Source organism: Arsenicicoccus sp. UBA6765 (assembly GCF_002453335.1).
Lineage (GTDB): Bacteria > Actinomycetota > Actinomycetes > Actinomycetales > Dermatophilaceae > Arsenicicoccus > Arsenicicoccus bolidensis.
Map to the genome: position 1 here is coordinate 1 of NZ_DKGR01000047.1, position 26658 is coordinate 26658.

Sequence of the window (26658 nt, forward strand, 5' to 3'; positions counted from 1 at the left end):
CACACTCAGGTCGGAAGAGCCCCTTTTCCCACCCACGTCCGGCGCACCCGCGCCGCAGGGAGCCGATCGGCCGTGGGCAGCTGGACCCGGGGGTGGCGATCTCGGCACCGTGGCGGCCAGGTCGGCCCCCGATGTGGTTGCCGCAGCGCGCAGCTCGGGTGCCGACGTCACCCCTGCGGCTCCGGACCCGTGGGTGCACCCAGACCCCGGATCGCCGTTCGCCGACCTCATCCTCCGCGACCACGAGGAGCAGGTCGCCTCCGAGCTGCATCAGCAGGAGGAGCTGGCCGCCGCGGACAGCGAGCGCGCGCGTGCCGCACAGGCTGCGGCCGAGCAGATCGCCCGCACCGCCGCGGCGCTGGCTGACCTGCGTGCCCCTGCCCACGTCGACGTGCGGGTCGACCTGCTGACCCTGCTCGGCCTGCGCGACGACCCGGGATACCTGGATGGCATCGGTCCGATCCCTGCCAAGACCGCGCGCGAGATCGCCCTGCGCACCGACAGCAGGTGGCACCGGCTTGTCCACGACCCCGTGACGGGCATCCTCTACGACCGCCGCACGGTCTCCTACCACCCCACACCGACGATGCGCGACGACGTCGTGGCCCGCGACCTCACCTGCCGCGCACCCGGCTGCACCCGCCCCGCCCAGGCGTGCGACCTCGACCACGTGACCCCCTACCCCACGGGCCCCACGAGCCCGGCCAACCTCGTGGCCCTGTGCCGCTACCACCACCAGCTCAAGACCCGGGGCCACTGGGACTACCGGCTCGACGGTGAGGGCAGGCTCCACGTGACGACCCGCACGGGACAGCGCCTCGAGGGCGGCGCGCACGAGCACCGGGACGCCGACCCCGCCGATCGTGCTGCCGCTGAGGTCCGTCCAGCAGCCGGGCTGGACGAGTGGTCCGGCGGCGAAGAGCCGCAAGGGAGTCTGCCCGGGCTTCTCGTTCCTGATCTGGCGACATGGCGACACCTCGACCTCGAGAGGTTGCGCACGCTCCGCGCTCGCGGCTTCATCGTCGTCCTGACGCTGGCAGCCTGAGGCGAGGTCGGGATTCACAGGTGACGTCCACCAACCATGCAGGTGCGTGCGGCGTCTAAGGGGGTGCAACCGCGCTCCACGCACCACTCACCCCTGAAAGGCCCCTGCCATGTCGTCGTCCGACACCTCCGCGTCGCGTCGGTCCACCTCGACGCGATCGATCGCGTCCTCCGCCTTGGTGTCCTCGTGCGTCGTCGCGACCCTGCTCGCGGGCACGGTCGCTGCCGCACCCGTGGCCCAGGCCTCGTCCCAGGTCGAGCAGGACCGAACCCCGCGCCTCTCAACCGTGAGATCCACGGCATCCACGTCGCCGTCTGTGGATGGGGAGAACGACGGCCCGCACTCGCCCGTCAACCGCAAGCGCGCCGCCACCACCACCGTCCGGCGGGCCGGTGCGGTCATCCGGGACGTCGACCTGGGTGACGTGGAGCTGGGCAAGCGCAAGGGACAGTTCCGGTCCCCGGTCCGCGGCGTCCTGGTGACCCCGGACCGTCCGCGCGCCAACGCGCCCCTGGTGATCATGTCCCACCTCCGCTCGCCCGGCTGCGCCGATGACGTCAGCGCCTTCCCGTGCCCAGGCAAGGACGTGCGATACGACCGCGGCATGACCTACCTGGGGGAGTCGCTCGCCAAGCAGGGCTACAGCGTGCTCATCCCTGACCTGGCACCGCTGTTCATCGGCATCGGCATGGCCCAGCCCTACGACCAGCAGGCCGGCTACCGCACGATCGTGGGGCGGCTGCGCGACGAGACGGTGGCCGCCAGCGCGGGGCGCGCGACCGCTTTCGGCAAGGGGCTGAACGGCGCCATCGATGCCCGTCGCACCGCCTTGATCGTCCACTCCCGCTCGGCCTACGTTGCCGGCCCGCTGGTGCAGGCCTGGTCGCGCAGCAGCTCCCCGATCGTCTCGGTCATGGCCTACGGCGGCGCGTTCGACGCCCCCGACGACCACGGGCGGTTCACACCGATGATCCCGGACGTCCCGTTCCTCGGGATCGTGGGTGACCGGGGCAAGGACACGAAGTTCACGGGCCAGCTCTGGCTCACGCAGCACGCCGGCGCGAGCCGTCGCACCCCGGCCCTGATGAGCGTGGTGCCCGGTCTCGGTCACAACTACGTCAACCGCGCCCTGTCCTCCACGCGACTCGACGACCGTGCCGGGTGCGACGCCACCTGCCCGGGACCGGCGGCGCACGAGCGCTTCCTCAGCTCGGCCGCCCGCCTGTGGCTCGACGCCACCGTGCGCCGCACGCGCACGACGCTACCCATGACGGCCGCCGCCCCCCTCCCCGCCACCCTCGGTGGCCTGCCCGCTCGCTGGCTGGCGGTCACCAACGCTCCCCGCGTCAACGCCTACCTCGGCGGGATGCGCGGCTCGATGCGCCCGATCGGCCGCGGCGGCTCGGTGCGGCCCTGCCTGTACGTCGACCCGATGAATCCTGCCAAGCCCGCCAACGCCTGCCCCGAGCCGCAGCGCGGAGACGTCCAGAACGCGAGCCGCGTCGCTCGCGTCACCGTCACCCCCTCCGGTGGCGTGCGGGTGGCCGCCAGGACCAGGGGTGTGCGCGAGCTCGTCCTGCAGCTGAGCCCCAACGACGATCGGGCCGACCGACGCGCCGGCTCCCCGCTGCGGGTGACCGTCCGCACCGCGTCCGGGCGCCCCACCGTCATCGACGTCCCGGCCAACCACCCGGCGCTGCGCAACCGCGCCGGCGCGGACGCCAACGGCACCTACGCGATCGGCACGGTCCGCCTGATGATGCCGCGCTCCGTGACTGCGTCGACCGTCACCGGCATCGACCTCACCGGTGGGAGGGCCTCGAGCAGCCTCGACATCCGGGCGGTGGACCTGGTCACCGGCTGACCTGTCAGTGGCTGAACCGTCACTGGCTGAGTCCGCCACGCCCCCTCACCGGCCGCAGCCCTGACCCGCTGACCCCAGCAGGGGGGAGCCAGCGGGTCAGTCCAGCAGGCGCTCGATGGTGGCGGGCAGGGCGGCGAGGCTCGGTATGACGCTCGCCGCTCCCGCCTCCCGCAGCGCTCGGGTGTCGTGGGCCCCGGACACGACGGCGATGCCCAGGACCCCCGCGAGCGATGCGGCGTGCATGTCGGCCACGTGGTCGCCGACGTAGAACGCCGCGTCCTCCTCGCGCAACGGGATGGCCTTCTGCTCCCCGAAGTGGTCGCCGTAGTACGCGTCCACCAGGTCGCGCAGGCCCGCGTCGACCAGCGCCACGTCGACGACGGGGTGGTGCTTGGCGGACACGACCACCGTCCGGAACCCGTTGTCGCGCAGCCATTCCAGGGCGTCGCGCGCCCCGGGCATCGGCCCGGCCTCGCCCGGCCGCTCCTCGTCGTACGCGCGCCGGTAGAGCGGCACGAACTCGGCGGGGTCGGTGCCGGGGGCCACGCGCTGCAGGATCTCCTCCAGCGGGTAGCCGAACCACGGTGTGAACGCGGTGGGCTGGACGTCGGCGATCCGCATGGTGCGGAACGCCGAGCGGAAGGACTCCACGATGCGTTCGGTGGAGTCCACCAGGGTCTGGTCGAGGTCGAAGCCGACGGTGCGGGTCGTCATACCCTGATCCTCTCGCACCCGACCGACGGAGGACGCATGCTGCAGACCGACCTGCCCCGCGACTGGTGGGCCTCGGCCGTGGTCTACCAGATCTATCCCCGCAGCTTCGCCGACAGCGACGGCGACGGCGTGGGTGACCTGCGCGGCGTCATCGGCCGGCTCGACCACCTGCAGCGCCTGGGCGTCGACGTCCTGTGGCTCAGCCCCGTCTACCGCTCGCCCATGGACGACAACGGCTACGACATCAGCGACTACCAGGACGTCGACCCGGTGTTCGGGACGTTGGCGGACCTGGACGAGCTGATCGCGGCGGCCCACGAGCGCGGCATACGGCTGCTCATGGACCTGGTGGTCAACCACACGAGCGACGAGCACCCGTGGTTCCAGGAGGCACGCTCGAGCCGCCACTCGGACAAGCGCGACTGGTACGTTTGGCGCGACGAGCCCAACAACTGGGAGTCCTTCTTCTCCGGGTCGGCCTGGGAGCTGGACGAGGCGACGGGTCAGTACTACCTGCACCTGTTCAGCCGCAAGCAGCCGGACCTCAACTGGGAGAACCCGCAGGTCCGCGAGGCGGTCTACGCGATGATGCGGTGGTGGCTCGCCCGGGGCGTCGACGGCTTCCGGATGGACGTCATCAACCTGATCTCCAAGGTGCCCGGCCTGCCGGACGGCGAGCAGGCGCCGGGCGAGCCCTTCGGCAACGGCTTCCCGCTCGTCGCGTGCGGCCCCCGCCTGGAGGAGTTCCTGCGGGAGATGAACCGGGAGGTCTTCGCCGCGCACCCGGACGCCTACCTGACGGTGGGGGAGATGCCGGGGGTGACCGTCGAGCAGGCCCGGTCCTACACCGATCCCGCCAACGCCGAGGTCGACATGGTCTTCCAGTTCGAGCACGTCGACCTCGACGGTGGACCGGGCGGCAAGTTCGACGTGCAGCCGCTCGACATGGCGCGGCTGCGCGAGTCCCTCATGCGCTGGCAGGTGGGCCTCGCCGAGACCGGCTGGAACTCGCTCTACTGGGACAACCACGACCAGCCCCGCGCCGTCTCCCGGTTCGGGGACGACGATCCCGTATGGCGGGAGCGGTCCGCCAAGACGCTGGCCACCGTCCTGCACCTGCTCCGGGGCACGCCGTACATCTACCAGGGCGAGGAGCTGGGCATGACCAACAGCCCCTTCGCGACCATCGCCGACTTCCGCGACATCGAGTCGCTCAACTACTTCGAGGCGACCCAGCACGGGCACGCCGACCCCGAGGCGCTCCTCGAGGGGCTGCGCTACAAGGGCCGCGACAACGCCCGCACCCCGATGCAGTGGGACGACTCGCCGCACGCCGGCTTCACGACCGGGACGCCGTGGATCGAGGCCAACCCCGGCTACACCGAGATCAACGCGGCGGCGCAGGTCGACGACCCCACCTCGGTCTTCGCGCACTACCAGCGCCTGATCGCCCTGCGCCACGCCGACCCCCTGGTCGCGCACGGGTCGATCGAGCCGCTGGCCATGGATCACCCTGACCTGTGGGCCTACTCGCGGTCGTATGACGGCGCGCAGCTGCTCGTCCTGGCGTCGTTCACGCGCGCGCCGCTGCGCGTCCCGGCCGAGCTGCTCGAAGGGTGGGGCGACCTCGAGGACCTGGACCCGGTGCTGGCCACGAGCGCCGAGGCCCTCGTGCGTGACCCCGACGGGTCCGCCACCCTCGCGGGGTGGGAGTCAGTCGTCCTGCGCCGCGAGGTCCGCTGAGGCTCCCCGGGTCACTCCACCCGGTCGACCGCGAAGGTGTTGCAGGCCTGCAGGCTGCCCTTGGTGTAGCCGGTCATGAACCAGCGCTGGCGGGCCTCGGACGAGCCGTGCGTCCAGGACTCGGGGTTGACCTGGCCGGAGCCCATCTTGGACTGGATGTTGTCATCACCGACCGACTTGGCCGCGGACAGGGCCGAGTCGATGTCGTCCTGCGTCAGCGGCTTCAGGAAGGGCTGACCGTTGGCACCGGGCACGGTCGAGGCGTCCTTGGCCCACATCCCCGCGAGGCAGTCGGCCATGAGCTCGACGCGGACGCCGCCGGACTGCGGACCCTGGGGGTCCTGCTGGGCCTTCTGCAGCAGGCCGAGCTGGTTCTGGATGTGGTGGCCGTACTCGTGCGCCACGACGTACTCCTGCGCCAGGGCTCCGCTGTCGGCGCCGAAGTCGCGGGTGAGCGTGTTGAAGAAGGACGCGTCGATGTAGACCTTGCGGTCCGACGGGCAGTAGAAGGGCCCGACCTGGTTGGACGCCGTGCCGCACGCCGACTGGGTGCGACCGTTGTAGAGGCTCATGTTGGCGGTCGTGTAGTTGCGGCCGGCCTGCTCGGGCAGGACCTTCTTCCAGTACGCCTCGACTGAGTTCTTGGTGCCGATGACGCGGCACTGCACGTCGTTGTTGGCGTCGGCGCCGGTCTTGCACTTGGCGAAGGCGTCGTCGCTGCCGGACGCCTGGGTCTGCTGGGGGCCGGGCTGGGCACCCATCGAGCCGGGATCGATGTTGGCGCCGCCGCACATGTTGAGCAGCAGCACGACGATCAGACCCAGCAGACCGAGGCCACCGCCACCGCCGATGATCATGCCGCCCGGGCTCATGCCCCCGCCGCCGCTGCCCGAGTCGACGCCGGAGGTGTCGAGCTGGGATCCCTCGTTAAAGCTCATCCTTGCTCCTGACTCGTGATCGTCCGCCGCCCTGACGTGGGGGATCGCGTTGGGGGCGGGCCGAAACCTGCCCGTAGACTAACCCGGTTGCCCCGCGGAGACGGGGCGTTCGGGGGCGGTTCACCGCCGACCTGATACCCACCACCGCACCACCTATCCCGAGGGGCCCTGCCACGTGATCGCCGCGACCGACATCGAGCTGCGGGCCGGTGCCCGCATCCTCATCGAGAGCGCCTCGTTCCGCGTGGGTGCCGGGGACCGGATCGGCCTGGTCGGTCGCAACGGCGCCGGCAAGACCACGCTCACCAAGGTGCTGGCGGGGGAGGGGCAGCCGGCGGCCGGATCCGTGACCCGCTCCGGCACGGTGGGCTACCTCCCGCAGGACCCCCGCACCGGCGACCTCACCGTCCTGGCTCGCGACCGCATCCTCTCCGCGCGGGGGCTCGACGAGCTCGTGCGCAAGCTCCGCGAGACGGAGGGGGCGATGGCCAGCGCCGACGTCGAGACGCACGAGGCCGCGATGGAGCGCTATCCCAAGCTGCAGGCGCGCTTCGAGGCCGCGGGTGGGTATGCCGCGGAGTCCGAGGCCGCCACCATCGCGTCGGCCCTCGGCCTGGACCAGCGCATCCTCGGGCAGCCCCTGTTGACCCTGTCCGGTGGCCAGCGCCGCCGCGTGGAGCTGTCGCGGATCCTGTTCTCCGGCAACGAGACCCTGCTGCTCGACGAGCCGACCAACCACCTCGACGCCGACTCGATCATCTGGCTGCGCGACTACCTCAAGGGCTACAAGGGCGGGCTTATCGTGATCAGTCACGACGTCGACCTGCTCGACCAGGTGGTCAACAAGGTGTTCCACCTCGACGCCAACCGCGCCGCGATCGACCAGTACTCCCTCGGCTGGAAGGCCTACCTCGCCCAGCGCGAGACCGACGAGAAGCGCCGCAAGCGCGAGCGCGCCAACGTCGAGAAGAAGGCCTCGACCCTCCTGACCCAGGCCGCCAAGATGGGCGCCAAGGCGACCAAGGCGACCGCCGCCCACAACATGGCCCGCCGCGCGGAGCGGATGCTGAGCGGCCTGGAGGGGGAGCGGCAGCAGGACAAGGTCGCTCACCTGCGCTTCCCCGACCCCTCGCCCTGCGGCAAGACGCCGCTGATGGCCCGGGGCCTGTCCCGCAGCTACGGCTCGCTCGAGGTGTTCACCGACGTCGACCTGGCCATCGACCGCGGGTCCAAGGTCGTCGTCCTCGGCCTCAACGGCGCCGGCAAGACCACGCTGCTGCGCATGCTCGCGGGGGTCGACGAGGCGGACACGGGGGAGATCCTGCCCGGGCACGGCCTCAAGATCGGCTACTACGCCCAGGAGCACGAGAACCTCGACACCTCCCGCACCGTCCTGGAGAACATGAAGTCCGCCGCCCCCGACCTCGGCGAGACCGACGTCCGCAAGGTCCTCGGGTCCTTCCTGTTCAGCGGCGAGGACGTCGACAAGCCCGCGGGCGTCCTGTCCGGTGGCGAGAAGACCCGCCTGTCCCTGGCCCTCCTCGTCGTGTCCAGCGCCAACGTCCTGCTCCTCGACGAGCCCACCAACAACCTCGACCCGGCCTCCCGCGAGGAGATCCTCGGGGCCCTGCGGACGTTCACCGGAGCCGTGGTGCTCGTGTCCCACGACGAGGGCGCCGTCGAGGCGCTCGAGCCCGAGCGGGTGCTCGTCCTGCCCGACGGCGTCGAGGACCTCTGGGGCCCGGAGTACCTCGAGCTCATCTCCCTCGCCTGAGCCGAGGGCGGCTCGCGCGCGTCGGCCCGGTCCGTGCGGTCGACCGCCGGGCCTGCGACCATCGGGGACATGCGTTCCTACTGCGCCCTGTATGTCGACGCCGGCTACCTGCTCTCCTCCAGCGCGACGCGCGTCACCGGCACCTCGCTGCGGGGAGGCGTCCGCGTCGACCACCAGGCGCTCATCGAGCGGTTGCTGGCGCAGGTCGAGGACGACAGCGGGCTCCCGCTCCTGCGCGTCAACTGGTACGACTCCGGCGGGAACGTCAACGGCGCCCCCAGCTCGTCGCAGCTCGCCATCGGCATGCTGCCGCGGGTCAAGCTGCGGCTCGGGCGGCTGTCGCCGGCGGGAGAGCAGAAGGGCGTCGACCTGCGCCTCGGCCTGGACCTGGTGACGCACGCCCGCAACCGGATCGTCGACGTGATGTATCTCCTCTGCGGTGACGACGACCTGACCGAGGCCGTCGAGGAGGCCCAGGGGCACGGGGTGCAGGTCATCCTCGTCGGGGTGCCGGACGCGGAGGGTCGCCCGCACGCGGTGGCCCGGCACCTGCAGCGCGAGGCCGACGGCCTGATCCTCGTGGACACCGCCGCGATCGACGACACCGTCCATCGGGCCCCGCCGTTCGAGCCCCGACCGGCGGCCGCGGGGCCGGTCCTTGATCCGATCCTTGATCCGATCCATGATCCGACCCCCGGCCCGATCCCCGGCCCTGGTCACGTCCCCGACCAGGTCGCCGCCGCGACGGAGGCCCCCTGCCCCTCGCCGGCCGACCTCGCCGCGCGCCCCCGGCCCGCCGGCGGGACAGCTCCGAGCCACACCTCCACGTCCTCGAGCTCCTCGACGTCCACGGCCTCTCCGATGTCTTCGACGTCTCCGACGTCCCCCACGTCCCCGACGCCTTCGCGAGCGGCGTCCCCCGACGTGGCCCGCTCGTCCCTCGTCTACTCCTCGACCACGGGGCGGTCCTCCGAGCCGCACCTCCCCGCGCCCCTGGAGGCGACCCCGGAGCAGATCGAGGAGGTATGCCGCAGCGTCATCCGCACCTGGCGCGCCTCCGCCACCGAGGCCCAGCACCAGGCGTTGTTCGCGGGGCGGCCGACCATCCCCTCCGACGTCGACCGGGCGCTGCTCATGGACCTGTCCGCCCGGCTCGGCGTCTACGAGATCATCGAGTCCGACCGGCTCACCCTGAGGCACCGCTTCTGGGACGTCGCCGAGGAGCTGGTCGGGAGGACGACCTCATGACCGAGCTGCCCACCCTCGACGCCCTGGACCAGCGCATCCTCGGCAGCCTGCTCGAGAAGCAGGTCACCGTCCCCGCCGGCTACCCGCTGACCCTCAACGCGCTGCGCGGCGCCTGCAACCAGTCGAGCAGCCGCGACCCCGTGACCGACTACGACGACCCGACCCTCGAGGAGCGGATCCGCGAGCTCAAGGGCCGCGGGCTGGTGCGGGTCGTCTGGGCCGGCAAGGGCTCCCGCACCCTGAAGCACCACGAGCTGCTGAGCGAGGTGCACGGGCTCGCCCCGGACGAGCGCGCCCTCGTCACGGTCCTGCTGCTGCGCGGGCCGCAGGCGGCGGGCGAGCTGCGGACCCGCACCGAGCGCCTGCACCCCTTCGCCGACCGCACGGAGGTGGAGGAGTGCCTCGCGCGACTGTCCCGCCGGCCCGAGCCGCTCGTCGCCCAGCTGGAGCGTCGGCCGGGGCAGCACGACCCGCGGTGGACGCACCTGCTGGGCCCGGCCCCCACCGCTGTAGCCACGCCCCCGAGCTCGCCCGGGGACGACGCCATACGGGGGAGCGGTCGCGGGACCGCGGGCCCGGCCCAGGCCGCGGTCGACCTGGAGGTGGTCCTGCGGGACGGCCGCGAGGCGCGGGACGCACGCGTGCTCGCCGCCTACGATGACGTCGCGGAGGACTACGCGCGCGAGCTCTCCGACGAGCTCGCCCACAAGCCGTTCGACCGCTGGCTGCTGGCGCGCATCGGCGAGGAGGCCGACGGCGGACCGGTGCTCGACGTCGGCTGCGGCCCGGGGCACGTCACCGCGGCCCTCGCCGTGGCCGGCGCGCAGGCCCACGGGCTGGACGTCTCGCCGCGCATGGTCGAGCTGGCCCGGGACGCGCACCCCGACCTGACCTTCGACGTCGGCGACCTCAGGCGCGTCCTGCGCCCGCCGGCCGCCGACGGCTGGGCCGCCGTCGTGGCGTGGTACTCCCTCGTCCACCTCGCGCCCTCCGAGCTGCCGGACGCCCTCGGCGGCCTGGCCCGGACCCTGCGTCCCGGCGGGCTGCTCGCCCTCGCGACCCACGTGGGCGTCGAGGTGCGCCACCACGACGAGTGGTGGGGCCACCCGGTCGACCTGGACTTCGCGCTCCACGACCCGGGCCGTGTCCTCGCGGCGGTGCAGGCCGCCGGGCTGCGCGTCGAGGAGCGCTATGTGCGAGGCCCGCTGGCCGACGTGGAGGTCGGCACCGACCGCCTCTACGTCCTCGCCCGCCGCACCTGACCCTCTGACCCTCTGACCCTCTGACCCACCTCCTGGCGCCGCAGCTGCTCGCGATCGAGCTCCTGTCCGTCGTGCGCGGATGGTCGGCGAGTGGCCAGCTGCCCGCGGCCCGAGCCGGCGCGGCCGTCGATCGGCTGCGTGCCCTCCCCATCACCTACGTCGACCTGCCGCCCCTGGCTTCGGCCGTGTGGCCGCTCCGTCACGACGTGACCCCGTACGCCGCGGCGTTCGTCGTCGTTGCGGCGGGGGCGGCGGCCGCCCCGCTGGTGACGGCCGACCGACGGGTGGCCCGGGCCGTCGGCTCGCAGGTCGACGTGATCGTCGTCGAGTGACCGACGGCCGGCTGAGATCCCACCGAGGTGGCCAGGTGCCAGCGCTAGGGTCTGGGCATGACTGATCACCCGCACCTACGCGTCACCGTCGACGACAGCCGGCAGGTCCTCACCGTCACCCTGGCCAACGCCGAGGAGCGCAACGCGCAGACACCGTCCCTGTGGCGCGCCCTGGCGGCGGCGGGGGAGGCGGTGGGCGACGACATACGGGTCGTCGTGCTGCGGGCCGAGGGCACCAGCTTCTCCGCGGGGCTGCACCGGGGCATGCTCTCCCCGGCCGGTATGCCGGGCGAGCCGCACCTCGTGGCCACCGCCACGAGCGCTCCCGCCGACACGGCGGAGATGATCGCGGGCTTCCAGCGGGCGTTCCGGGTGTGGCAGGAGATGCCGCAGGTCGTCGTCGCAGCGGTGCAGGGGCACGCCATCGGGGCGGGGTTCCAGCTGGCCCTGGCCGCCGACCTGCGGGTGCTCGCCGACGACGCCCAGCTGGCCATGCGGGAGACGAGCCTCGGCCTGGTGCCGGACCTCGCGGGCACGCGACCGCTGGTGGCCTGCGTCGGCTACGCTCGGGCGCTGGAGATCTGCGCCACCGGGCGGTTCGTGGGGGCGGCCGAGGCGACCGCGATCGGCCTGGCCACCGTGGCCGTGCCGCGCGCCGAGCTCGACGCCACCACCGACGACCTCGTCCAGGCCCTGCTCGAGGCCCCGGCCGGCGCCCTGCGCGAGCTCAAGCCCCTGCTGCGGTCCGCGACCGAGGGATCGGCGCAGGACCAGCTGCGGCACGAGCGCGAGGCGCAGGTCCGGCGGCTCGGGGCCCTGGCGCAGGGGCAGGAGTGAGGACACCTGGTACGACTGCTGTGACGATTGCTGCGAGCAAGGGGGACCTGGCCGCCGCCAGACCTGACCGGCGGGCGCCGGTCTGACCGACCACCGACACGAGAGGACCGGCGCATGAGCGGACCCGGCATGGGCAACTGGCAGATGATGCGGTCCCTCACCAAGGACTCCTCGGTCAAGGACCGCCGCCTCGCGCCCGGCACCGCCCGTCGCGTCCTCGGCTACGCCGACCGCTACCGCGGCCAGATCGCTGTCTTCCTCGTCCTCATCCTCATCGACGCGGCCCTCGTGGTCGCGACCCCGTTGCTGCTCGGCAAGGTCGTCGACGACGGCGTCATCCCGGGCAACCGCTCGGTCGTGATCACCATCGCGATCGTCCTCGCCGGCCTCGCCCTCGTCGACGCCGCGCTGGCCCTGGTGCAGCGGTGGTTCTCGGCCCGCATCGGCGAGGGCCTCATCTACGACCTGCGCACCCAGGTGTTCGGGCACGTCCTGGACCAGCCGATCGCGTTCTTCACCCGCGCCCAGACCGGCGCCCTCGTCACCCGGCTCAACTCCGACGTCATCGGCGCGCAGTCGGCGTTCACCTCGATCCTGTCGACGACCGTGAGCAACCTCGTGTCGGTCGTCTTCATCGTCGCCGCCATGGCCTCGAAGTCCTGGGTCCTCACCCTCGCCGCCCTCGCCCTGCTCCCGGTCTTCATGCTGCCCGCGCGGGTGATGGGGCGCCGGCTGGCCGGGCTGCAGCACGAGTCGATGGGGCTCAACGCCGAGCTGGGCACACGCATGACCGAGCGGTTCAACGTCGCCGGGGCCCTGCTGGTCAAGCTGTTCGGCCGCCCGCGGGACGAGTCGCAGCAGTATGCCGACCGCGCCGCCCAGGTCCGCGACATCGGCATCCGCATCGCGCTCAACCGCACGTTCTTCTTCACCGGGCTGACCTTCGTCGCGGCCCTGGCCACGGCCGTCGTCTACGGCATCGGCGGGCTCATGGCCATCGACGGCTCGCTGTCCGTGGGCGCCCTGCTCGCCCTCGCGGCGCTGCTGAGCCGGCTCTACGGCCCCCTCACCCAGCTGTCCAACGTCCGCGTCGACGTCATGACCGCCCTGGTCAGCTTCGAGCGCGTCTTCGAGGTCCTCGACCTGCAGCCCCTCGTGCGCGAGGTCGAGCACCCGCGGGCCATCCCCGACGAGGCGGTGTCGGTGGAGCTCGACGACGTCGTCTTCCGCTACCCCTCGGCCGACGAGATCTCCCTGGAGTCGCTCGAGCAGGGCGGCGCGACGGGCGACCGGGCCTCGGGCGGGCCTGTCCTGCAAGGCGTCTCGTTCCGGGTCGAGCCCGGCCAGCTGGTCGCCCTCGTCGGGCCCAGCGGCGCCGGCAAGACGACGATCACGTCGCTGGTCGCCCGTCTCTACGACCCCACGACGGGCACCGTGCGGATCGGGGGCATCGACCTGCGCGAGGCGTCCTTCGACTCCCTGCACGACGTCGTCGGCATGGTCACCCAGGAGGCCCACCTCTTCCACGACACCATCCGCGCCAACCTCGACTACGCCCGCCCCGGCGTGACCGACGACGACGTATGGCGCGCCCTGCGGGCGGCCCAGGTCGCCTCGCTGGTGGAGTCCCTGCCGGAGGGTCTGGACACGGTGGTCGGCGACCGCGGCCACCGCCTCTCCGGTGGGGAGAAGCAGCGCCTCGCCATCGCCCGCCTGCTGCTCAAGGGCCCCGGCCTCGTGATCCTGGACGAGGCCACCGCCCACCTGGACAGCGAGTCCGAGGCCGCCGTGCAGCGAGCCCTCGACAGCGCGCTGCACGGCCGCACCGCCATGGTCATCGCGCACCGCCTCTCGACCGTGCGCGGCGCCGACCTGATCCTCGTCGTCGACGGCGGCCGCATCGTCCAGCAGGGCACCCACGCCGAGCTCCTCGCGCGCGGTGGGCTCTACGCCGAGCTCTATCGCACCCAGTTCACCGACTGACGCCGCCGGCACCGATCGCGACGGCGTCCGGTCAGAGGCGCGGGAAGCGGTAGACGTCGCACACGTGCGGCACCGTGACCGGCCGCTCGTCGAGCCCGCCGCAGTGCGCCTCGACGTACTCCGCCACGCGCCTCGCCAGCTCCGCGCGGCGGTCGGCGTCCAGCGCCAGGTAGTACGACCGCGTCGTGACCTGCCCGGCCAGGCCGCGCGCCGTCGTCTCGAAGCCCCAGGGATGGTCGTGGTGCTCACCCTCGCCGAAGGCCGCACGTGATACGAGCGCCGCCGACTCCGACCGCGGCTCGTAGCCGCCCTCCATCGAGTGCATCGTCTGGTTGAGCCCCGCCACCCAGGGCACCCGCAGGTCCATGACGTTCCACACGAGCATCAGCCGTCCACCGGGTCGCAGCAGGCGCGCGGCCTCGCGCGACGCCGCCTCCGGATCCACCCAGTGCCACGCCGCGGCATACGTGACCACGTCGGCGCACGCGTCCGGCAGACCGGTCGCCTCTCCCGTGCCCACCCTGGCCTCGACCTGCCCGTATGCCACCCGCAGCGGCCCCAGCATGTCCTCGCTGGGGTCGACGGCCACCACGTGGTGCCCGAGCCCGAGCATGACCTCGGTCAGCTTGCCGGTGCCGGCGCTCACGTCGACGACGTCGCACGGGGTCGTCCCCACGCCCCAGGCCACCGCCTCGCGGGGATACGCCGGCCGCAGCGAGGCATAGCGCGCCCCGCCCTCGGCAAAGGTCGCCCCCAGCCGCTCCCGGTGCGCCCTCGCCTCGGCGGCAGAGCCGTCGTTGCCGTCGGCACCATCGACAGCAGGCTCGGCACCAGGCTCGTCAGCAGCCGCGCGCCCGTCGTTCATTCGTCCTCCTCGTCCCAGATCCGGACCTTCTTGGGCTTCGGCGGCCTCGTCTGCCGCGCGCGTCCGGACCGGTTGACCTGGGACGATCCTGACGTCACGACCGCGTCATCGACCGCGTCGACCTTCCCCGTCCTGTCGCCGGTCCCGCCGTCGGTCCCACCGTCTGCCCCGGTGCCGCGCGCTGCCTGCTCCTCCAGGTGCTCGCGGCGGGCGGCATACAGGACCATCCCGATCGCCACGAGGCCGAAGAGCCACCACTGGCCGAAGTAGGAGACGTTGTTCCAGCCCTCGTCGCGGTCCGGGCCGTTGGGCGCGGCGAGCCCGGTCGAGGGGTCGCCCGCCTTGACCGAGCCCTCGGACCCGAGCACCAGGTAGGCGTGGTTGACCGTCCCGCCGATCTCGCGCTGCGCCACCGTGTAGTTGATGGACGCGAGCTGCCCCTTGGCCGGGGACTTGTCGAGGTCCTGCTCGCCCCACCGCAACCACCCGGTCACGGCGACCTGACCCTTGGGCGCCGGCGGGATCGTCGGCAGGTCCGCCGCCGCGCCGCTGCCGGCCGAGAGCCAGCCGCGGTCCACGAGCAGCGTCGACCCGTCCGGCAGCCGCAACGGCCAGACGACCTCGTAGCCGCGGTCCCCGGCGCGGGGACGGTTCCGCACGAGGAGGGGGGCCGCGCCGTCATACGTGCCGGTCATCGTCACCGACCGCCACAGGGTGTCCTCGGTGACGCCGCTGGTGGGCGTCGGGAGGATGGTCCGCAGCGGCACCGGGTCCGCCGCGTAGTTGCGGTCGATCGCCGCGACCGTCGCCTGCTTGTGCTCGTAGCGCCCGAGCTGCCACTGCCCGAGCCAGATGCAGGCGAGCATGAAGACGAAGGCTCCGGCCAGGGCCTTGAGCCACCGGGGCTTGCGGAGGGTCTGGATCACTGAATACTTCCCGTGGTAATTCCGTGGCGGCACGTCGGACGCCTACTGTGGAGCCTATGACGACTCTGCCGGATCCCCGCGTGCGCCCGGCGCTCGCCGACGGATTCGGCCGCGTCGCACAGGATCTGCGGGTCTCGGTCACCGACCGGTGCAACCTTCGCTGCACCTACTGCATGCCCGCCGAGGGCCTGCCGTGGATGCCCAAGCCCGAGATGCTGACGGACGACGAGCTGGTCCGACTGGTGCGCGTCTTCGTCGAGCTGGGGGTCACCAAGGTCCGGCTGACCGGGGGAGAGCCGCTGCTGCGCCGGTCGATCGTGGACGTGGTGCGCCGCATCGCAGCCCTCGAGCCGCGCCCCCAGATCGCCATGACCACCAACGGGGTCGGCCTCGCCCGCGTCGCCGCGGACCTCGCGGAGGCCGGCCTGCACCGCGTCAACGTCAGCCTCGACACGATCGACGAGCAGGTCTTTCGCGACCTCACCCGCCGCGACCGGCTGGCCGACGTCGAGGGCGGTATGACGGCCGCTGCCGCGGCGGGGCTGACCCCCGTCAAGGTCAACGCCGTCGCCATGCGGGGCATCAACGACGAGGGCGTCGCCGACGTGCTGGGCTGGTGCCTGGACCGGGGCTACGGGCTGCGGTTCATCGAGCAGATGCCCCTGGACGCCCAGCACGGCTGGGAACGGGCGCAGATGGTGACCGCGGAGGAACTGATCGCGCGGTTGTCGGAGCGGTTCGAGCTGCGGGCCCGCCCGGAGACGGCGCGGGGGAGCGCCCCGGCCGAGCTCTACGACGTGGTCGGCTACGAGGACCTCGAGGGGCAGCAGGCCACCGTCGGGATCATCGCCAGCGTCACGCGGCCGTTCTGCGGCGACTGCGACCGCACCCGGCTCACCGCCGACGGTCAGGTCCGCAACTGCCTGTTCTCCCGCACCGAGACCGACCTGCGCGGCCCGATGCGCGACGGCGCCTCCGACGACGACCTCGCGGCGCTGATCACGGGGGAGATGCGGGTCAAGCGGCGCGGCCACGGCATCGGCGACCCCGACTTCGAGCAGCCCGACCGGCCCATGTCCGCCATCGGCGGCTGAACCCCCACCCCGCCGACCGGTCAGTTCCCACCCCGCCGACTGGTCAGTTCCCGAGCGGCTCGTGCGGCTCGACCTCGCGCAGGAAGCCCCGCATCGACAGGAACTCCGACAGCGACACCTTGTGCTCGTCGCAGGCCAGCCACACCTTGCGGCGGTCCGGGGCGTGCAGCGACGGGTTGTTCCAGCGCAGCTGCCAGGTCCCGTCGGCCCTGCATCCCTTGGCCGAGCAGCGGTCACCCGTCATACGGCACCGTCCTGCGACCGGTCGCGGCGCTCGTCCGACTGGCCCTCTGCCGGGCGTGCCGATCCGCCCTCTGCCGAGCCCTTGTCAGAGCCCTTGTCAGCGCCCTCGACCGAGCCCTCGATCGCGCCCTCCGACCAGGTGCCCGGCGGCAGCATCCGCTGCTGGTGGTCCACGGCCTCCAGCTGGCCCTCGCCGCTGCGGTCGACGGCGTTGGCCAGGACGACCGCGATGTAGGGCAGGAACACCGCCCCGATCACGAACACCCACCGCATCGGGTGGTCGACCACCACGAACAGCACGAAGCAGACGGTGCGGATCGACATCGAGATCAGGTAGCGGCGGGTGCGCTCGGCCCGGTCCTGCGCGAGGGACTTCTGCACCGACGTGACGGTGTGCACCGTCGGGTGAGAGGGGGATGAGCTGGCCACCGACCAAGCCTACGCTCGTTCGCCGAGCCTCCGGCCGATGAGCAGCGTTCGATGAGCGCTACCGCGGGGTAGTCCGCTAGCGTCGGCGGGAACCCGCAGGCCCCACTGGTGAGGAGCACCATGACCACCGACCGTCCCGAGCCACGCACCGTCCTCGTCACCGGAGGCAACCGCGGCATCGGCCTCGCGATCGCGCGGGCCTTCGCGGCCCAGGGGGACAAGGTCGTCGTCACGAGCCGGTCCGGCGAGGCGCCCGAGGGTCTGCAGGCCGTCCAGGGCGACGTGACGAGCACCGAGTCCGTGGACGCGGCGTTCACGGCGGCCGAGGAGCTGCTGGGCGGGCCGATCGAGGTGGTCGTCGCCAACGCCGGCGTCACCAAGGACACGCTGCTGATGCGCATGTCGGACGAGGACTTCGACCAGGTCATCGACACCAACCTCGCCGGCGCCTTCCGCTGCGCCCGCCGCGCCTCCAAGGGCATGATCCGGCTGCGCCGCGGGCGCCTGATCTTCGTCTCCAGCGTCGTGGGGCTCTACGGCAGCCCGGGCCAGGCCAACTACGCCGCCTCCAAGTCCGGCCTCGTCGGCCTGGCGCGCTCCATCACCCGTGAGCTCGGCGGCCGCGGCATCACCGCCAACGTCGTCGCCCCCGGCTTCGTCGAGACCGACATGACCGCGGTCCTGCCTGAGGACACCGTCGCCGGCTACAAGAAGGCCATCCCCGCCGGCCGCCTCGGCTCCACCGACGAGATCGCCTCCGTCGTCACCTTCCTCGCCTCGCCCGGCGCGTCCTACATCTCCGGCGCCGTGATCCCGGTCGACGGTGGCCTGGGCATGGGCCACTGACCACGCCTGCGGCGACCACCACGGCCGGCCCCGACACCCGGCAACCCCTCATCCGTCATACGAAAGGACCTGTCCCATGGGCATGCTCGACGGCAAGAAGCTCCTCGTCACCGGCGTCCTGATGGACTCCTCCATCGCCTTCCACGTGGCGCGCATCGCGCAGGAGGAGGGCGCCGAGGTCATCCTCACGAGCTTCGGCCGCACGATGAAGATCACCCAGACGATCGCCAAGCGTCTCCCGCAGACCCCGCCGGTGATGGAGCTCGACGTGTCCGACCAGGAGCACCTCGACACCTTGGCCGAGCGCCTCGGCGAGCACACCGACCGGCTCGACGGCGTGCTGCACTCCATCGGCTTCGCGCCGCAGGGGGCCTTCAGCTTTCTCGACGCCACGTGGGAGGACGTGTCCACGGCGCTGCAGATCTCGGCCTACTCGCTGAAGTCGCTCGCCGTCGCCTGCGAGCCGCTGATGGCCGAGGGCGGCTCAGTCGTGGGCCTCACCTTCGACGCGAAGTTCGCCTGGCCCGTCTACGACTGGATGGGCGTCGCCAAGGCCGCGTTCGAGTCCACCAACCGCTACCTCGCCCGCGACCTGGGCCCCAAGGGCATCCGCTGCAACCTGGTGGCGGCCGGCCCGATCCGCACCACCGCGGCCAAGTCGATCCCGGGCTTCGAGCAGTTCGAGCGAGTGTGGGACGACCGTGCGCCCCTCGGCTGGGACGTCAAGGACGCCGAGCCCGCGGCCAAGGCCTGCGCGGTCCTGCTGTCCGACTGGTTCCCGGCCACGACGGGCGAGATCGTGCACGTCGACGGCGGCGTCCACGCGATGGGGCAGTGACCACCTGACCGCCTGACCGCTGGCGCGTCGGCGAGGTGACGTGATGAGGGCTGGTGCCCGGGGACTGCTGGTCCCCGGGCATCAGTCGTATGCCGGACCGCCCGCCTCGTCTTCGAGCCGCAGACGCTCGCCGGACCATCCCGCGCTCAGCCACCGGTCGTGGCTGGCGATCACGACGGCGCCCGGGTAGTCGAGAAGCGCCCGCTCGAGCTCGGTCACCAGCAGCAGCGACAGGTGGTTGGTGGGCTCGTCGAGCAGGAGCACGTCCGGCGGGTCCGCGAGCACGGTGGCGAGGTCCGGGCGTCGGCGCTGACCGACGCTGAGCGCCCCCACGGGACGGTCGGCGTCGCGCCCCGCCACCAGACCGTGGGTCGACAGGGGCACGCGCTCCGCCAGCGCCTCGCCCACCGCGGCGGCGTAGGCCGCCCGGACGCTCAGGCCCGGGTCCACGACGGGTGGCTCCTGGGCGAGCAGTCCGATGCGCAGCCGTGAGTCGCGCGTGAGGGCGCCGGCGTCCGGGGCGAGGACGTCGGCGAGGACCGCCAGCAGCGTGGACTTGCCCGAGCCGTTGGGACCCGTCACGAGGAGGCGGGAGCGCGCGCCCAGCGACAGGCTGGTCGGCGCGAGGCGGCCCGTCACGGCGACCCCGGTGGCCGTGAGGACCGGCCCGCTGCCCTGAGGCCCGCTGCGCTGCGGCCCACCGACCCGCCCCCCGGACGAGGCCGGATCCCGAAATCCCCTGAAGCGCAGCCGCGCCGGGGGCCGGCGCACCTGCTCGGCCTCCAGCCGCTCCAGGGCGGTCGAGGCGTCGTTGACGCGGCGCGAGACGACCTTGGCGTTGCGGTCGGAGTAGAACTTCTTGGACCCGCGGGCCTCGGTGCGGGGGCCGCGGGACGGGTTGCCGACCGTGTGGTCCTCGCGGACGCGCGCCCGCAGCCGGTTCAGCTCGTCCTGCTCGTCGCGGTAGTGGCGCGCCCAGCGCTCCAGCTCCTCGCGCCGCGACGCCAGGTAGTCGGTGTAGCTGCCACCGAACCGCGTCACCCCGAATCCCGAGCCGGGGGAACCCTGGTCGTGGGCCACCGCGGCGTGAGCCACCGGAGCCGGGTCGAGGTCCAGCAGCGTGGTCGCGGCCTCGTCGATGAACGCCCGGTCGTGGCTCGCCACCAGGACGGGCCCCGACCACGTCCGCAGCAGCTCCACCAGCAGCTCGGTCGCCGCCGCGTCCAGGTGGTTGGTCGGCTCGTCGAGCAGCAGCGTGTCGGGGGAGCGCAGCAGCAGCCAGGCCAGGCTCAGGCGCGACACCTGCCCGCCCGACAGCTCGCTCGCGCGACGGTCCCTCGTCAGGTGCCCGATCCCCAGGCCGGCCACGACCCGGTCGACGCGGTGGTCGAGGTCCCAGGCGTGGTGGCGGTGCGCGTCCTCGATGGCGGCGTCGAGTCGCGCTGCGGCGCCCTGGTCGCCGTCCGCCAGGGCCAGGCCCTCGCGCTCCACCCGGGCAGCCATCGCGCGCACCGGTGCCGTGGCGTCCCGCAGCACCTGGTCGACGGTGAGGTCCAGCGGATAGGGCGGCTCCTGGTGGTAGAGGCCGACGGTTCCCGGGGCCTGGACGGACCCCGCATCCGGCCGGTCGAGCCCCGCGAGGATCCGCAGCAGGGTGGACTTGCCCGAGCCGTTCTCGCCGATGACGCAGGCGATCTCGCCCGCGCTCACGACGAACGAGACGTCGGTCAGGACGCGGCGGTCGGGATAGGTGCGAGAGACCCCGTCGACGCGCAGGTGGTCGGCGCCGGACGCGGCAGCGCTCTGGAGGGGGTGCAGGGGTTGTGACAAGGGGTGCTCCTGGACGGTCTGGTGCGCCACGCGGGGCCGGGCCTCGGCGCGCGGCAGGGCGACGTCGTCAGGAGATGATCACGCCGCCCAGGCTAGAGGGATCCGCCGTCCGGCTCAACCACGTTCCGCTCGGTGTGGGCCTACAACGATGGCCTGCGACGCCGGCGGCGAGGCCGTCGCGGCCGTCGAGGCCAATCCTGAGACGGGTGCCGCCCATCCCTGCGGCACCGGCAGGACCGGGCCGTGACCTGCCCTTAGGATCGGCCCCATGACTGACGCCGCCGTGACGCCCATCACCGTGACCGAGGTGCGGGTCCTCGAGGGACCCAACCTCTACTTCACGCGTCCGGCCATGAAGGTCGTGCTGGAGGTGCCCGGCATCCTCGAGCTCCGCCGACCCCAGGCCCGGCGCCTCGCGGCGCGGCTGGGGCTGCGGCAGGCCGACCCCGGCGGTGCCCACACCCTGGAGCGTCAGGCGATGGCGCTGCGCCTCGCGCGACGGCTGGTCCGGCGCCTGGGGGCGGGCGCCGGCATACGAGGCCTGTCGACCAAGACGCGGGCGGGCAACCGTCCGCAGGAGATCGTCGTCGCGTTCCCCTGGAGCCGCCGTGGCCGCGGCGTCGCGATGGCCGAGGCCCTCGGCCCGGTCCTGTCGGCCCTGCTGACCGGCGACGACGACGAGGCCCGGCAGGCCATGGACGAGGCGACCCGCCAGATCGCCACGGCCCCGGCCGGCGCCCGCCCGACCACGATCACCCCCAAGATCCCCGTCGCCTCCATCACCGGCACCAACGGCAAGACCACCACCACCCGCCTCGTCGCCCACATCGCCATGACCGCCGGCCTGCGGACCGGGTGGTCGAGCACGTCCGGGGTCTACGCCCAGGGCGAGGAGATCGAGGAGGGCGACTACTCCGGGCCGGCCGGCGCGTCGGCCGTGCTGCACCAGCCCGGCGTCGAGATCGGCATCCTCGAGACCGCCCGCGGCGGCATGCTGCTCAAGGGCATCGGCGTCACCCACAACGACGTCTCCGTCGTCACCAACGTCACGGCCGACCACCTCGGGATGCAGGGCGTGGACACGGTCGACCAGCTCGCCGAGGTCAAGGCCATCGTCACCAAGGTCACCCGCCCCGACGGGTGGGCCGTCCTCAACGGCGACGACCCCCGCGTGTGGGCCATGCGCGCCGGCACCGAGGCGCGGCCCTGGGCGTTCAGCACCGACCCGTCCTCGCCCGCGCTGCGCGAGGCCGTGGACGACGGCGGTCGGGGCATCACGGTGCTCGACGACGCCATCGCGGTGCTGGAGCGCAACGGCGAGGTCGACCGGCTGCTGCCGCTGACCGACGTGCCGATGACCATGGCCGGGCTGTCCCGCCACAACACCGCCAACGCCCTCGCCGCCGCTGCGACCGCCCTCGGTCTCGGTCTGCCGCGGGAGGCCGTCGTCGAGGGGCTGCGCACCTTTGCCCCCGACGGGGAGCACAACCCGGGCCGCCTCAACACCTACACCGTGCGCGCGCCGTCCGGCGGCGCCGCGACCGTCATCCTCGACATGGCGCACAACGAGGACGGCCTCCAGGCCCTCATCGAGGTCGCCCGCGGGCTCACGCGACCAGGCGCCCGCTTCCACCTCGGGGTGGGCACCGGCGGGGACCGCACCGACGAGATCCTCGAGTCCATGGGCGCCATGGCCGGGTCGAGCGCCGACGTCGTGCACGTCGTCCACAAGGAGCGCTACCTGCGCAACCGCACCCGCGAGGACCTCGAGGCCCACCTGCGGATCGGGCTGTCCCGCGTCGGCGTGGCCGAGGTCGACTCCTATCCGTCCGAGCTCGAGGGACTGCAGGGCATCCTCGGCCAGGCCGGCAACGGCGACGTCGTCGCGGTCATGGTGCACGCCGACTGGCCGGAGCTCAACGCCTGGCTGCTCGAGCAGGGCGCCCGCCCCGACACCGCCTCCTCGATCCGGGCCAAGGTCAAGCGTGCTCGTGGCGAGCACGAGCACGAGGAGACCCTGCGCGCTCTCCGCGCCGACACCGCGGCCACCATCGCCGAGCGGGTGGCGACCATCGAGGGTCTCCTCGCCGAGTCCCCGTCCGACGGCCGGCTGCTGTTCGAGCTGGCTGCCTACCGCAACCGGGGCGACGAGGAGTCGGCCGCCATCGAGCTCTTCCGGCAGGCCCGCGAGGCCGGGCTCGACGAGCCGTGGCGCACTCGCTCCCTGATCAGCGAGGCGTCCGCCGTGCGTCGCCAGGGACGACCCGCCGAGGCGCTCGCGATGCTCGAGTCCGTGGACGTCCGGCGCCAGGACAGCGGCGCGTACGTCGCCTTCCGCGCCCTCGCGCAGATCGACGAGGGGCACGCCCAGGAGGCGGTGGCCTCGCTCATCGACGCGCTGCTGCGGCGTGCGGCGACGCCGGACGACGACTACTACCGCGACGGGCTGCACCGCCGCGTGGAGATCATGCGCGAGCAGGACGCCGCTGCCTCGAGGGACGCCTCCGTCAGCGCGTCCTGAGCTCCGAGCTCACCACGTGTCGCCCACGCGCCTCCCCGACGCCTCCAGACGACCCGAACTGAGCTCCGAGCTCACCACGTGTCGCCCACGCGACTCCCCGACGCCTCCAGACGACCCGAACTGAGCTCCCAGCTCACGAAGTGCCGCCCACGCGACTCCCCGACGCCTCCGGACGACCCAAACTGAGCTCCGAGCTCACAAAGTGCCGCCCACGCGCCTCCCCGACGCTTCCAGACGACCTGAACTGAGCTCTCAGCTCACAAAGTGCTGACCTGGACGCCTCCAGCCGATCCTTCGTGGGCTCCCAGCTCACAAAGTGCTGACCTGGACGCCTCCAGCCGATCCTTCGTGGGCTCCCAGCTCATAAACTGCGGTCCGCGGTTGCCACCGCACGCGACGAGCGCGCCGCCCCACGATCGGGGTGGCGCGCTCGCTGCGAATGACGCGGGTGCTCAGGCGGTCTCGGCCTCCGCGGCGTCCTTGTCGAGCACGAAGTCGGGGTCGTACGCCCGACCGTCCTGCTCGTTGTCGCCACGCGGGGTCGCGACCTTGGTCCGCTGCTCGAGGCGCTCCATGACCTGCGCGTGCTTGTCGACGCAGAGCACGACGAGGTCGCCGGGCTCGGCGATCTCCAGCGCCCGGTCGGTGGCGTCGAGCTCGTTGAGCACGACCTCCACCTCGGTGCACCGGGCCCGCCCGGCCTCCTGCGACTGCCGTATGCCGCGCGCCACGTGCTCGGCCTGCTCGCCCGGGGCGCGCCCGCGCAGGTGGGCGTCGTCGCGCACGATGATGCTGTCGAAGTACTCGGCGGCGACGGCGCCGAGCTCGGCCATGTCGTCGTCCCGGCGGTCGCCGGCGGTCGCGACCAGGCCGATGCGGCGCACCGTGCCGCCGGCCCCGCGTTCCTCCTGGCGGTCGGCATACCGCTGGGCGAAGTCACCCAGCATCCGCATCCCGGCCGCGTTGTGGCAGTAGTCGACGATGATCTGGCGGCCGGTGACGGTGAGGAGGTTCATGCGGCCGGGGGAGAGGTAGTAGCTCGTCGTGAAGGTGCGCAGCCCCTGGCGGATGTCCTGCAGCGGCGCGCCGAGGGCGAAGGCCGCACCGGCGGCGGCGAGGGCGTTGGCGACGTTCATGCGCGCGGTGCCCTCGAAGGTCGACGGCAGCAGGTGGGTGAACGCCAGCTGCATGGTGCGCCGACCCTGCCGGATGACGATCATCTCGCCGCGCTCGGTCTCCTCGAGCACCACGGCGCGACCACCGCGGCGGCAGTGCTCGTCGATCATGGTGCGCTCGTCGGATCCGGGGGCCTTGAGCGAGAACCACACGACCGAGCCGGAGCAGCGGCGGCGCATCGCGCGGACGTTGGGGTCGTCCGCGTTGAGGACGGCGTAGCCGCTGCGGGGGACCGCCTCGACCACGACGCGCTTGACGGCCGCGAGCTGCTCGAGGGTGTCGATCCCCTTGAGCCCCAGGTGGTCTGCCGCGACGTTGGTGACGACGGCGACGTCGTTGCGGTCGTAGCCGAGGCCCTCGCGGATGATGCCTCCGCGGGCGACCTCCATGACGGCGAGGTCGACGCGGGGGTTCTGCAGGACCATGCGCGCCGAGCGCGGGCCGGACGCGTCCGCCTTGATGACGAGGCGCTCGTCGATGACGACGCCGTCGGTGGAGGTCATGCCGACCTTGCGCCCGAGCCCCTTGAAGATGTGGGAGATCATCCGGCTGGTCGTCGTCTTGCCGTTGGTGCCGGTCACGGCGATGATCGGCACCCGAGAGGGGGAGCCGGGCGGGAACAGCAGGTCGACGACCGGCTTGGCGATGAACTGCGGCTCGCCGACCGTGGGGTGCGTGTGCATGCGGAAGCCGGGCGCCGCGTTGACCTCGCAGATCGCGCCGCCGGTCTCGCGCACCGGCTCGGTGATGTCCGGGCAGATGAAGTCGATGCCCGCGACGTCCAGCCCGATGAGCCGGGCGGCCTCCTCGGCGACGTCGACGTTGTCGGGGTGCGCGTCCCAGGTGCGGTCGATCGAGATCCCGCCGGTGGACATGTTGGCGGTGAGGGCGAGCTTGACCATCTCGCCGCTCGGCACCACCGCGTCCATCGCGTAGCCCTGCGACTGGACGAGCTCGACGGCAGCCTCGTCAACCTTGATCTTGGTGAGGACCTTCTCATGGCCGACGCCGCGCCGCGGGTCCTCGTTGGTGATGTCGACGAGCTCGGCGACGGTGTGCTCGCCGTCCCCGACGACGTGCGCGGGGACTCGCTCGGCGATGGCCTGCATGCGGCCGCCGATGATCAGGCAGCGGTAGTCCTTGCCGGTCACGAAGGACTCGACCATGACCGACCCGCGCCGGGACTGGTCCTGGGCGATGGGGAAGGACTCTCGCACGTCCTGCTCGTCGCGCAGGTCGAGGCAGACGCCGCGACCGTGGTTGCCGTCGAGCGGCTTGACGACGACGGGGTAGCCGATGCGGCGGGCCGCGGCCACCGCGTCGTCGACGTCGCGCACCAGCTCGCTCTTGGGCACCGGCAGGCCGGCGGAGGCCAGCAGCTGCGCGGTGAGGTCCTTGTCCGAGGCGATGTCGACGGCCAGGGCACCGGTGAGCGAGGTCATCGTGGCCCGGAACCGCTTGGCGTGGACGCCCTGGCCGAGCTGGACGAGCGAGCCGCGGTTGAGGCGCTGCCACGGGATGTCGCGGCTGACGGCCTCCTCGAGGATGGCCATCGTGGACGGGCCGTAGGCCTGACGCTGCGCGAGCCGGAGGAAGGCGTCCAGCTCGGCCTCGAAGTCGAAGGCCTCGTCGTGCTCGACCAGGTCGTTGACGAGGCGGACGGCCAACTCGCAGGCGGCCAGGGCGACGGTCTCGTCGATGTAGCCGAGGATCACGTTGTACTGGCCGACCTTGCCGCGCACGGAGCGCGTCTTGCCGCGGCGCAGGTCGTGCCCGGCCTCCTGCTGCAGCTGGAGCGCGACGTGCTCGGCCACGTGACCCAGCCAGGTGCCGTCCTGCATCCGCTGGACGAAGCCGCCCGGCGTGCCGATCGAGCAGGTGTGCCGCTGCAGCCCCGGGAGCAGCTCGACCAGGCGCTCGGTGAAGCCCGGGAGCAGGTCGGTCGGGTACTCCTCCAGGATGCCGAGGTCCACGACGAGGTGGATCGCCTGCTCGTAGGACCAGACGTTGGGCCCGCGATAGACCCGCTGGGACAGGACCCGCAAGTCGGGTCGGGCCGGCCCGGAGGGGCTGGGGCGTGCGCTATCCATGGAGACCTCCTGGCTGGGGATGCGGCCCCCACGTTAGCGGCACGGGCCCTCCCTGTCCCT

The 26658-nt window shown here is 72.6% G+C and carries 22 protein-coding genes; 13 read left to right on the top strand and 9 right to left on the bottom strand.

The window, feature by feature from the left end; all coding sequences use genetic code 11:
- The first annotated feature begins 193 nt into the window (after positions 1-193).
- The gene (locus B4K29_RS12765) at positions 194-1045 is read left to right on the top strand and encodes an HNH endonuclease signature motif containing protein (protein WP_286967573.1); all 852 of its coding nucleotides are present in this window, start codon (positions 194-196) and stop codon (positions 1043-1045) included.
- Between the two features lie 87 nt (positions 1046-1132).
- Here the strand turns inward: B4K29_RS12765 and B4K29_RS12770 are convergent, their stop codons facing one another.
- Positions 1133-1342 (bottom strand): hypothetical protein, encoded by a 210-nt coding sequence (locus B4K29_RS12770; protein WP_286967574.1) that lies wholly within the window; start codon positions 1340-1342, stop codon positions 1133-1135.
- A 19-nt stretch (positions 1343-1361) separates the two neighbouring features.
- On the opposite strand from B4K29_RS12770, the gene B4K29_RS12775 reads away from it, so the two are divergent.
- Complete coding sequence (locus tag B4K29_RS12775; protein WP_286967576.1) at positions 1362-2909, top strand: hypothetical protein; 1548 nt, start codon at positions 1362-1364, stop codon at positions 2907-2909.
- 96 nt (positions 2910-3005) lie between these two features.
- Here B4K29_RS12775 and B4K29_RS12780 read toward each other — a convergent pair whose 3' ends face one another.
- Positions 3006-3623: an HAD family hydrolase gene (locus B4K29_RS12780; RefSeq protein WP_019284814.1), complete on the bottom strand. Its 618-nt coding sequence runs from the start codon at positions 3621-3623 to the stop codon at positions 3006-3008.
- Positions 3624-3659: 36 nt separating this feature from the next.
- On the opposite strand from B4K29_RS12780, the gene B4K29_RS12785 reads away from it, so the two are divergent.
- Positions 3660-5366, top strand: coding sequence for an alpha-glucosidase (locus B4K29_RS12785; RefSeq protein ID WP_286967577.1), 1707 nt, complete (start codon positions 3660-3662; stop codon positions 5364-5366).
- Positions 5367-5377: 11 nt separating this feature from the next.
- On the opposite strand, the gene ypfJ is transcribed toward B4K29_RS12785, so the two are convergent.
- A complete protein-coding gene (gene ypfJ / locus B4K29_RS12790) occupies positions 5378-6304 on the bottom strand; it encodes a KPN_02809 family neutral zinc metallopeptidase (protein WP_029210061.1) in 927 nt (308 codons plus the stop codon).
- Between the two features lie 175 nt (positions 6305-6479).
- Between ypfJ and B4K29_RS12795 the strand changes: the two genes are divergently transcribed.
- From B4K29_RS12795 to B4K29_RS12820, 6 genes are all read left to right on the top strand, one after another.
- The gene (locus tag B4K29_RS12795; protein ID WP_286955560.1) at positions 6480-8078 is read left to right on the top strand and encodes an ABC-F family ATP-binding cassette domain-containing protein; all 1599 of its coding nucleotides are present in this window, start codon (positions 6480-6482) and stop codon (positions 8076-8078) included.
- 69 nt (positions 8079-8147) lie between these two features.
- Complete coding sequence (locus tag B4K29_RS12800) at positions 8148-9326, top strand: NYN domain-containing protein (protein ID WP_286958724.1); 1179 nt, start codon at positions 8148-8150, stop codon at positions 9324-9326.
- Complete coding sequence (locus tag B4K29_RS12805) at positions 9323-10588, top strand: DUF480 domain-containing protein (RefSeq protein ID WP_286958723.1); 1266 nt, start codon at positions 9323-9325, stop codon at positions 10586-10588. Before B4K29_RS12800 ends, B4K29_RS12805 begins: the two co-directional genes overlap by 4 nt.
- A 71-nt stretch (positions 10589-10659) precedes the next feature.
- Positions 10660-10920 carry a hypothetical protein gene (locus tag B4K29_RS12810; RefSeq protein WP_286967578.1) on the top strand — a complete coding sequence of 87 codons (261 nt, stop codon included), beginning with the start codon at positions 10660-10662 and terminating at the stop codon, positions 10918-10920.
- A 57-nt stretch (positions 10921-10977) separates the two neighbouring features.
- Entirely contained in the window at positions 10978-11757 is a 780-nt protein-coding gene (locus B4K29_RS12815; protein WP_286955564.1) for an enoyl-CoA hydratase/isomerase family protein, read from the top strand.
- Between the two features lie 114 nt (positions 11758-11871).
- Entirely contained in the window at positions 11872-13740 is a 1869-nt protein-coding gene (locus B4K29_RS12820; protein WP_286955565.1) for an ABC transporter ATP-binding protein, read from the top strand.
- A 31-nt stretch (positions 13741-13771) separates the two neighbouring features.
- Here B4K29_RS12820 and B4K29_RS12825 read toward each other — a convergent pair whose 3' ends face one another.
- Positions 13772-14605, bottom strand: coding sequence for a class I SAM-dependent methyltransferase (locus B4K29_RS12825; protein WP_286958721.1), 834 nt, complete (start codon positions 14603-14605; stop codon positions 13772-13774).
- The gene (locus B4K29_RS12830; protein WP_286958720.1) at positions 14602-15531 is read right to left on the bottom strand and encodes an SURF1 family protein; all 930 of its coding nucleotides are present in this window, start codon (positions 15529-15531) and stop codon (positions 14602-14604) included. The genes B4K29_RS12825 and B4K29_RS12830 overlap by 4 nt, the downstream gene beginning before the upstream one ends.
- A gap of 56 nt (positions 15532-15587) precedes the next feature.
- Between B4K29_RS12830 and moaA the strand changes: the two genes are divergently transcribed.
- Complete coding sequence (moaA, locus tag B4K29_RS12835; protein WP_286967580.1) at positions 15588-16625, top strand: GTP 3',8-cyclase MoaA; 1038 nt, start codon at positions 15588-15590, stop codon at positions 16623-16625.
- Positions 16626-16668: 43 nt separating this feature from the next.
- Here moaA and B4K29_RS12840 read toward each other — a convergent pair whose 3' ends face one another.
- Entirely contained in the window at positions 16669-16869 is a 201-nt protein-coding gene (locus tag B4K29_RS12840) for a hypothetical protein (RefSeq protein ID WP_029210071.1), read from the bottom strand.
- The gene (locus B4K29_RS12845; protein ID WP_084412305.1) at positions 16866-17297 is read right to left on the bottom strand and encodes a DUF3099 domain-containing protein; all 432 of its coding nucleotides are present in this window, start codon (positions 17295-17297) and stop codon (positions 16866-16868) included. Before B4K29_RS12845 ends, B4K29_RS12840 begins: the two co-directional genes overlap by 4 nt.
- Before the next feature lie 120 nt (positions 17298-17417).
- On the opposite strand from B4K29_RS12845, the gene fabG reads away from it, so the two are divergent.
- Together fabG and fabI are read left to right on the top strand one after the other, a co-directional pair.
- Entirely contained in the window at positions 17418-18143 is a 726-nt protein-coding gene (fabG, locus tag B4K29_RS12850) for a 3-oxoacyl-ACP reductase FabG (protein WP_029210073.1), read from the top strand.
- A gap of 76 nt (positions 18144-18219) precedes the next feature.
- Positions 18220-18981: an enoyl-ACP reductase FabI gene (fabI, locus tag B4K29_RS12855; protein ID WP_286967583.1), complete on the top strand. Its 762-nt coding sequence runs from the start codon at positions 18220-18222 to the stop codon at positions 18979-18981.
- 81 nt (positions 18982-19062) lie between these two features.
- Here the strand turns inward: fabI and B4K29_RS12860 are convergent, their stop codons facing one another.
- Positions 19063-20811, bottom strand: coding sequence for an ABC-F family ATP-binding cassette domain-containing protein (locus tag B4K29_RS12860; RefSeq protein ID WP_286967585.1), 1749 nt, complete (start codon positions 20809-20811; stop codon positions 19063-19065).
- A 268-nt stretch (positions 20812-21079) separates the two neighbouring features.
- Here B4K29_RS12860 and B4K29_RS12865 point away from each other — a divergent pair, with 268 nt between their 5' ends.
- Positions 21080-23332 carry a tetratricopeptide repeat protein gene (locus tag B4K29_RS12865; RefSeq protein ID WP_286967587.1) on the top strand — a complete coding sequence of 751 codons (2253 nt, stop codon included), beginning with the start codon at positions 21080-21082 and terminating at the stop codon, positions 23330-23332.
- A 452-nt stretch (positions 23333-23784) separates the two neighbouring features.
- On the opposite strand, the gene cphA is transcribed toward B4K29_RS12865, so the two are convergent.
- Positions 23785-26598, bottom strand: a complete 2814-nt coding sequence (gene cphA / locus B4K29_RS12870; RefSeq protein ID WP_286967589.1) for a cyanophycin synthetase — start codon at positions 26596-26598, stop codon at positions 23785-23787.
- Positions 26599-26658 lie beyond the last annotated feature (60 nt).